Below are 7,426 nucleotides of genomic sequence, written 5' to 3' on the forward strand. Positions count from 1 at the left end.
CGATTTCGATCTCGCCGAGTTCGCCGAGCGCATCGCAAAGCTGCCGCTGCACAACCAGCCGGGCGCGCTCTGGCAATACGGCCATTCCACCGACATTCTGGCGCGCGTGATGGAGGTCGCAGCCGGCAAGTCGCTGCTCGAGATCGAGCGCGAATTGCTGCTCGATCCGCTCGGCATGGTCGACACCGCCTTCCTCGTCACCGATCCGGAGAAGCAAAAATTGCTTGCGCAGCCGGTGCCGAACGACAGCGATTTCCGCGTCGGCCGCATCAACGACCCAACTGTGGTCAAGAGGTGGCAATCCGCCAGCGGCGGCATGGTCTCGACCATGCACGACTACACGCGCTTCGCGCAGATGCTGCTCAATGGCGGCAGTCTCGACGGCAAGGTCATTCTCAAGCCTGAGACGTTCAAGCTGATGGCGACCGACCAGATCGGCCCGAGCTCGGGCGTCGATCGCGACTATTTCTACTTCCCCGGCGACGGCTTCGGTTTCGGCCTCGGCCTGGCCGTGCGCACCGATCCCGGCAACGCAAAGCCGCCGCCGCCCGGCGATCTCGGCGAGCTGAAATGGGACGGCGCCTCCGGCTGCTATTTCGTGATCGATCCCAAGCAGAAGATGTTCTTCGTGCTGCTGGAGCAGACCCCGAGCGAACGCCAGCGCATCCAACGGACGCTGAAGCAGTTGGTCTATGAGGCGATGGAAAACTGAGGCGTATCTTCGCGTCGCCTTCGCGGCGGCGTTCGCCCTGCTGATCGGCGCGGCCGGCACCGTCCGCGCCGAGACTCCGTCGCCCAAGCCCCGCAGCCTGTCGCCCGGGGGGCTCGCGCGCATCAGCAACTATCTCGAGGCGCAAGTCAGCGCTGGCAAGATCCCCGGCGCAGTCCTGCTGATCCAGCAGCACGGCAAGCCGGTGCTTTACGAAAGACTCGGCGAGCGCAATGTGAAGACGCATGCGCCGATGACCGGCGATACCATCTTCCGCATCTACTCGATGTCGAAGCCCGTGACGTCGGTCGCGGCGATGATGCTGGTCGACGACGGCAAGCTCGGGCTCGACGATCCGATCGCAAAATACATTCCGGCCTTTGGGAACGTGAAGGTCGGCGTCGAGCAGCCCGACGGCAAGCTGGCGCTCACACCGCAGGCGAAGCCGATCACGGTGCGCGATCTGCTCCGTCACACCGCGGGGATCACCTACGGTTTCTATGGCGATAGCCTGGTGCGAAAGCTCTATGCGCTGGCCGGCCTGTTCGACGGCGATCCCGACAACGCGCAATTTGTCGACCGGCTGACGCGGGTGCCACTCGCCGAGCAGCCGGGAACGCTGTGGGACTATGGCCATTCCACCGACGTGCTGGGGCGGGTGATCGAGGTCGTCTCCGGGCAATCGCTCTATCAGTTCGAGAAGGAACGGTTGCTCGATCCCTTGGGAATGCGTGACACCGCGTTCTTCGTCGCTGACGATGCGAAGCGGCCGCTGATCGCGGAGCCCTTGCCGGACGACTGGTTCGACCGCCCCGTCGCCGGCATCAAGGAGGCGACCGCGCCGCGGCGCTGGGAGTCCGGCGGCGCCGGCATGGTGAGCACAGTGCAGGATTACGCCCGTTTCGCGCAGATGCTGCTCAATGGCGGCGAGCTCGACGGCCGCCGCTATCTCAAGCGCGAAACGGTGGCGCTGATGACCTCCGACCAGATCGGCGAGGGCAGCGGCATCAGGCGCGACCCCGAGTTCTATTTCCCGTCATCCGACAGCGGCTTTGGTTTCGGCTTCGCGGTGCGCACCAAAGCGAAACCGCCGCTGCCCGCGGGCGAATATCGCTGGGATGGCGTCGGGGGCACCTTCTTCTTCATCGATCCCGCCGACGACATGTTCGTGATCTGCATGATGCAGTCGCCGTCGCAGCGCGGCCGGATCCAGACCGAGCTGAAGCAACTGATCTACGAGGCGATGGGGCGCTAATTATGCGCCGCGCACGATCTCCCTGATGTGGCCGACGGCTTCCTCGATCATGGCCGCGTCGACGTCGAGATGGGTGCAGGCGCGGATGCGGCCGTCCATCATCGCGAGCATGACGCCGCGCTGGCGGAGTGCAGCGACCATCTTGTCGCCGGGAACGCCGGCGCCGTCCGGCTTGAAGAACACGAGATTGGTCTCGGGCTCCTGTACCTCGATGCCCGCGATCTGCGACAGGGCGCGCGCCAGCGTGCGCGCATTGGCGTGGTCGTCGGCGAGGCGATCGACGTGATGATCGAGTGCGTAGATGCAGGCGGCGGCGCAGATGCCGGCCTGCCGCATCGAGCCGCCGAGCCGCTGCTTCCACTGCCAGACCGCATCGATGAAGTCGCGCGTGCCGGCCAGCACGCCGCCGATGGGAGCGCCGAGGCCCTTTGAGAAGTCGATCCAGGCCGAATCCCAGCCCGCGGTCATGTCGCGTGGCGAGATGCCGGAGGCGACCGTGGCATTGAGCAGGCGCGCGCCGTCCATGTGGGTGACGAGGCCATGCTTCTTCGCGATCGCGACGATCTCGTCGAGCGCAGCCTTTTTCCAGATCGTGCCGCCGCCGATATTGGCGGTCTGCTCGACGCTGACGACCGTCTGCGGCGGCTGGTAGCGCGAGCGCGGATGCAGGGCTTTGCGAAACGTTTCCGGCGTGAACTGGCCGTCCGCGCCGGGAAGCTGCGTCACCTGAAAACCGCCGAGCGCGGCATGCGCGCCGCCTTCGCGTGCGATGATATGCGCAGTCTCATGCGCCAAAATCTCGTCGCCGGGCCGGCAGTGCACCAGCGTCGCGGTGACGTTGCACATCGTGCCGGAGGGCATGTAGACGGCTGCCTCCTTGCCGAGCAGATCGGCCACGCGTTCGCAGAGCGCGTTCACGCTCGGATCATCGCCGACCTGTTCGTCGCCGACCTCGGCGCGCGCCATCGCCTCGCGCATGCCGGCCGTCGGCCGCGTCTGCGTGTCCGACAGCAGATTGACGCGCACCGGCGGCGCCTTGGGATCGACGGGGGGAGGGGTGTAGAGCATGGGGTGCCTCCTGAAGGCAGGACGGCCACTGATGTGGCTCTTAAGCAAAAAGGCCCCGGCGAACCGGGGCCTTTCGATATTCAAATCTTAGCGCGAATAGAATTCGACGACCAGATGCGGCTCCATCTGCACCGGGAACGGCACGTCGGAGAGGCCGGGGATGCGCGTGTACTTCGCGGTCATCTTGCCATGGTCGACTTCGAGATAGTCGGGGGTGTCGCGCTCGCCGAGCTGGCTCGCTTCCAGCACGTGGGTGAGCTGCTTCGAGGCTTCCTTGACCTCGATGACGTCGCCGACCTTGACCTGGTAGCTCGAGATGTTGACCTTGCGGCCGTTCACCTTGATGTGGCCGTGGTTGATGAACTGGCGTGCCGCGAAGATCGTGGAGACGAACTTGGCGCGGTACACGACCGCGTCGAGACGACGCTCCAGGAGGCCGATCAGGTTCTCGCCGGTGTCGCCCTTGAGGCGGCTCGCCTCGACATAGATGCCGTGGAACTGACGCTCGCTGATGTTGGCGTAGTAACCCTTCAGCTTCTGCTTGGCGCGGAGCTGCACGCCGAAGTCGGAGAGCTTGCCCTTGCGGCGCTGGCCATGCTGGCCGGGGCCGTATTCCCTGCGGTTCACGGGGCTCTTCGGGCGGCCCCAGATGTTCTGGCCCATACGGCGGTCGAGCTTGTACTTGGCTTCACTGCGCTTAGTCATCGCGTCCTCTGTAGGTTCATGGTTTGAGGAAACGCGCCCTCCTGTGTGACGGGTAAACCCGGCACCGACAGGCTCCATTTCCAAAGCTTGAGAAACGGGGCCACGGGTCGCGAAACGCTTCGCGGGCCGAAATCGGCCCGCGAGCAGGCGGCTTTTAGGGGAATTCGGGTCGCCGTGTCAATCGTTTAAGTCCCCACGGCCCTGATAGCCTTGGGTTCCGCTGCAGGCCGCGCGCCGCGCAATTCTGCAGCGATTTCAGTGTTCAAAACCTGCTCCAGCCGGGTCAGCACCCGGGCGATCGGGGCGGCGTCGGTAATCCGGTGGTCCCAACGGATCAGGACGTCGATGGTCTGGTCGCCCCCAACCACTCCATAGCTCACAATGAAAGGTCCTGGGCTGATGGCATGGAGCTCGCCGCCGCCATAGGCTGCAACCGAAGTGACCGAAAAGCTTCCAAAATAATTGGCCCGCTGGCGGCCGAAGTTGAGCCCGATCAGCCAGGAGAGGCGCCGCAGCGGCAGCGGCAGCCGTGTTGCCAGCATGATCTTGCGGAACATGGGCACTTCCATCAGCGGCGCGTCCTTGGCATGCCGGATCGTGGCGTCGATCTCGGCGAGCGAGAGCTCGGCGGGGCCCAGGATCGGCTGAGGCAGCACGCATTCCTCGCCGTCGACGGTCCGGGCGATCGCGACCAGCGCCACGCTCCGCGGCAGCTCGTAGAATCGAGGCCACGGCCATTTGGCGTACAGCGTGCGCAGAATCGGTTCGTCCTTCGCGATCAGGGCGAACGCCTTGACGAAGATCGCGGCCCATCCGGCCGGATTGACCGTGCCGGCACGGGCCTCGAGCAGGGGGCGGATATTGAGCGGGCGCGACAGCGAGACAAAGGGCACGCGCAGAGAGGCGTGCATGAGGTCAAAAATCAGTCGGCGCGGCAGCGAGATTTTCCTAGGTGTACCGCGCATCGTTTCCCGTTTCCCGCGGACAAAGAGCCCTCGGCGAGTCGACCTCCGCTCGCCGCCCTGATCTAGCACGATCCAACCGCCTTGAGGCCAACAGGTTCATGGCGGGAGGCGACAACGATGTTCGCCGAACGATCATTGATCTCCTTAAAGTCATTCTATTTCAATAAGTTATATGGTTAAACTAATCTAAACCGCGACCGTCCTGCAAGCCCGCTGGAGGATCTGGCGGCAAATCTTTCTCGTTCTAGCGCTTGATCCCGTCGAAGGCCGCCATGATGCCGCGCTGGAACAGCGACCAGTCGAAGCCGAGTGCGATGGCGCGGTAACCGCGGTCGACCAGGGCGTTGGCCTGATCAGCGGTCCGCGCCACCCCGCCGATTGGCACGCCGCTCCTGAGGATGCCGGCTTCGGCCCGCTTGATCAGCGCAAGAAGTTCCGGGTCGTCCATCTGCCCGCGCTTGTTGATTGAGGTGGCGAGATCGCCGGGGCCGATAACGGCGATGTCGATGCCGGGCGTCGCCATGATCTCGTCGATGCGGTTGACCGCCTCGACATGCTCGATCGTCACCATGCACAGCATCTCGTCGTCGGCGCAGGCCATGTATTCCGGCATCGACTGGCCCCAGCGGAACGGCGCGTGGAACGGGCCCCACAGCCGGTCGCCGCGCGGCGGATAGCGCACGGCGCGCACCGCCTTCTCGGCCTCGGCGCGGTTGGTGATCATCGGAAAGTTGATGCCGAAGGCGCCGATATCCATCGGGGCCTTGGCAAGCCAGGGCTCGTTGGCGGCGATCCGCACCAGCGGCGTGCATGGCGTGCCCGTGGTGGCCGCGATCATCGCATGGGCCTGCGTCAGGTCGATCGGGCCGTGTTCGAGATCGACGATGATCCAGTCGAGCGAGCGCGCCATGATCTGCACGGTCTGCACGCTCGGAATGGTCGCGATTGCGCCGAAGGCGGGACGGCCCTCGCGCCACAACTGGCGGAGACGGTTGAGCGGCGCTGGCGTGTCCGGCATTTGGGAAACCTACTGACGTCGAGAACGGCGCTCAACCTAGCAGTGCGTCACGTCCGCGGAAAGTCAGGCAAAAAAGATCAGGCAAGCACGCGGCCGCCGAAGAACGGCGTCAGCGCAGGCCCGAGTGCGTGCGCGCGGCGGGAGGTGAAGATCATCTCGGCTCCGTCCTGCACGGCGCCGGAAGCGCGGGACCCAAGCAGATCCGAGACGCGGCGCGCGATCGCAGGCGCCGGATCGATCCAGTCCACCGGCCAGGGCGCGAGCTTTGAAAACCGCTCCAGCAACAGCGGGTAATGCGTGCAGGCGAGCACCACCGTGTCGGTGCGCGCGGTCGCGTCAGCGGGATCGCCGACGAAGCAGGGCTCGAGCTCGGTGAGGATGTCTGCATCGCTGATCGCGTTGCCGCTCAGCGCCGCTTCCGCGAGCGAGGCGAGTTCAGGCGAACCGACCAGCGTCACCTCGCATCCTTGCGCGAAATCACGGATCAGCGCGTGGGTATATTCGCGCTTCACCGTTCCCTTGGTGCCGAGGACCGAGACGCGCTTGGTCTTCGATTTCGCGCAGGCCGGCTTGATCGCAGGCACGGTACCGACGAAGGGCACTGAATAGGCGGCGCGCAAATGCGTCAACACCAGCGTCGAGGCCGTGTTGCAGGCGATGACAGCAATGTCCGGATCATGCGCGGCGATCAGCTCGCCCATCAGCGGCACCACGCGGGCGATGATCTCGTCCTCGCCGTGATGGCCATAGGGAAAGAAGGCATCATCTGCGACATAGACATAGTGCGCATCCGGGCGCGCAGCCACGACCTCACGGAGCACCGTGAGCCCGCCAAGGCCGGAATCGAACACCAGGATCGTTGGGGAGTCTGCCACGTCGTTACCCTAGCCCTCCCATGGTTACCATTCGGTTTTTGCGGCGCTTTTGCGGCATAGCCGACCGGCGACCGGTTTGGAACGATTCAATTCGCGTCTCGCACCTCGCCCCGTTATCAGCGGCGGTGCTGCAGTGCAGACGAAAACATCCGCAAAATCCCGGGACTTCGACATGATCAGAAATACCGCAACCGGCTGGGGCAGCGTCTCGCGGTGGTTTCACTGGGGTATGGCCGCCGCAATCATCGGCATGATCGGCTTTGGCTGGTGGGTGAACCATGTCCCGGCGCGGCCCGACCGGTTCTTCTACCGCTCGATCCATGCCGACATCGGCTATGTCGTGCTGCTCTTGATGCTGCTGCGCCTCGTCTGGCGCGCGGCGAATCCGACGCCGGCGCTGCCGGCCGACAGCGCGCGGTGGACCAGAGTCGCGGCCGGCATCAGCCACGCCGCGCTCTACCTGATCACGATCCTGGTCGCTGTGCTGGGTTGGGCGCATTCCGGCGCGCACGCACCGGACTATTCAAGCTTCTTCGGCTGGTTTCACGTTCCGCAATTCACCACTGCCGACCGCGAGGCCGCGCGCGCCTATGAAGACCGCCACATCCTCTTTGCCTATCTGCTGCTGGCGCTGATCGTGGTTCACGTCGTGGCCACCGCCTGGCACCACTACATCAGGCGCGACCGCGTGGCGTCGCGGATGGTGGCGGGAGAGGCGGGGACGGGGGGGTAGGGCGGACAAGTAAGCTCGGCATGGCAGTGGTGGCTCCGTCATCCTGAGGCGCGAGCCATGCGACGCAGCGCGTCGCTTGGTGAGCCTCGAAGGATGAA

The 7,426-nt window shown here is 65.0% G+C and carries 8 protein-coding genes; 3 read left to right on the forward strand and 5 right to left on the reverse strand.

Annotated features, from left to right (window positions below; translation table 11 throughout):
- Both C2U70_RS31935 and C2U70_RS31940 read left to right on the forward strand, forming a co-directional pair.
- Positions 1-712: serine hydrolase domain-containing protein (locus tag C2U70_RS31935; protein ID WP_140982602.1), on the forward strand; the 712-nt coding region annotated here is incomplete at its 5' end.
- Entirely contained in the window at positions 693-1,964 is a 1,272-nt protein-coding gene (locus C2U70_RS31940) for a serine hydrolase domain-containing protein (protein ID WP_140982603.1), read from the forward strand. The genes C2U70_RS31935 and C2U70_RS31940, both read left to right, overlap by 20 nt.
- Here C2U70_RS31940 and C2U70_RS31945 read toward each other — a convergent pair whose 3' ends face one another.
- The 5 genes from C2U70_RS31945 to murI all read right to left on the reverse strand — a co-directional run bounded on the left by C2U70_RS31945 (position 1,965) and on the right by murI (position 6,595).
- On the reverse strand, positions 1,965-3,032 hold the full coding sequence (locus C2U70_RS31945; RefSeq protein WP_140982604.1) for a threonine aldolase family protein: 1,068 nt from the start codon (positions 3,030-3,032) through the stop codon (positions 1,965-1,967).
- Positions 3,033-3,119: 87 nt separating this feature from the next.
- Complete coding sequence (rpsD, locus tag C2U70_RS31950) at positions 3,120-3,737, reverse strand: 30S ribosomal protein S4 (protein ID WP_140982605.1); 618 nt, start codon at positions 3,735-3,737, stop codon at positions 3,120-3,122.
- A gap of 185 nt (positions 3,738-3,922) precedes the next feature.
- Positions 3,923-4,702, reverse strand: coding sequence for an acyltransferase (locus C2U70_RS31955; protein WP_140982611.1), 780 nt, complete (start codon positions 4,700-4,702; stop codon positions 3,923-3,925).
- Positions 4,703-4,946: 244 nt separating this feature from the next.
- A complete protein-coding gene (locus tag C2U70_RS31960; RefSeq protein WP_140982606.1) occupies positions 4,947-5,720 on the reverse strand; it encodes an HpcH/HpaI aldolase family protein in 774 nt (257 codons plus the stop codon).
- A 77-nt stretch (positions 5,721-5,797) separates the two neighbouring features.
- The gene (gene murI, locus C2U70_RS31965; RefSeq protein ID WP_140982607.1) at positions 5,798-6,595 is read right to left on the reverse strand and encodes a glutamate racemase; all 798 of its coding nucleotides are present in this window, start codon (positions 6,593-6,595) and stop codon (positions 5,798-5,800) included.
- Between the two features lie 172 nt (positions 6,596-6,767).
- Here murI and C2U70_RS31970 point away from each other — a divergent pair, with 172 nt between their 5' ends.
- Positions 6,768-7,328 (forward strand): cytochrome b, encoded by a 561-nt coding sequence (locus C2U70_RS31970; RefSeq protein WP_140982609.1) that lies wholly within the window; start codon positions 6,768-6,770, stop codon positions 7,326-7,328.
- The last annotated feature ends 98 nt before the right edge of the window (positions 7,329-7,426 follow it).

It is taken from the genome of Bradyrhizobium guangdongense, assembly GCF_006483445.1.
GTDB classification, from domain to species: domain Bacteria; phylum Pseudomonadota; class Alphaproteobacteria; order Rhizobiales; family Xanthobacteraceae; genus Bradyrhizobium; species Bradyrhizobium guangdongense_A.

Bases quoted from the DNA above. Each gene is read 5' to 3' on its own strand.
- C2U70_RS31955 (WP_140982611.1), bottom strand. From the start codon at position 4,702: ATGCGCGGTACACCTAGGAAAATCTCGCTGCCGCGCCGACTGATTTTT.
- rpsD (WP_140982605.1), bottom strand. From the start codon at position 3,737: ATGACTAAGCGCAGTGAAGCCAAGTACAAGCTCGACCGCCGTATGGGC.
- C2U70_RS31960 (WP_140982606.1), bottom strand. From the start codon at position 5,720: ATGCCGGACACGCCAGCGCCGCTCAACCGTCTCCGCCAGTTGTGGCGC.
- C2U70_RS31945 (WP_140982604.1), bottom strand. From the start codon at position 3,032: ATGCTCTACACCCCTCCCCCCGTCGATCCCAAGGCGCCGCCGGTGCGC.
- C2U70_RS31940 (WP_140982603.1), top strand. From the start codon at position 693: ATGAGGCGATGGAAAACTGAGGCGTATCTTCGCGTCGCCTTCGCGGCG.
- C2U70_RS31970 (WP_140982609.1), top strand. From the start codon at position 6,768: ATGATCAGAAATACCGCAACCGGCTGGGGCAGCGTCTCGCGGTGGTTT.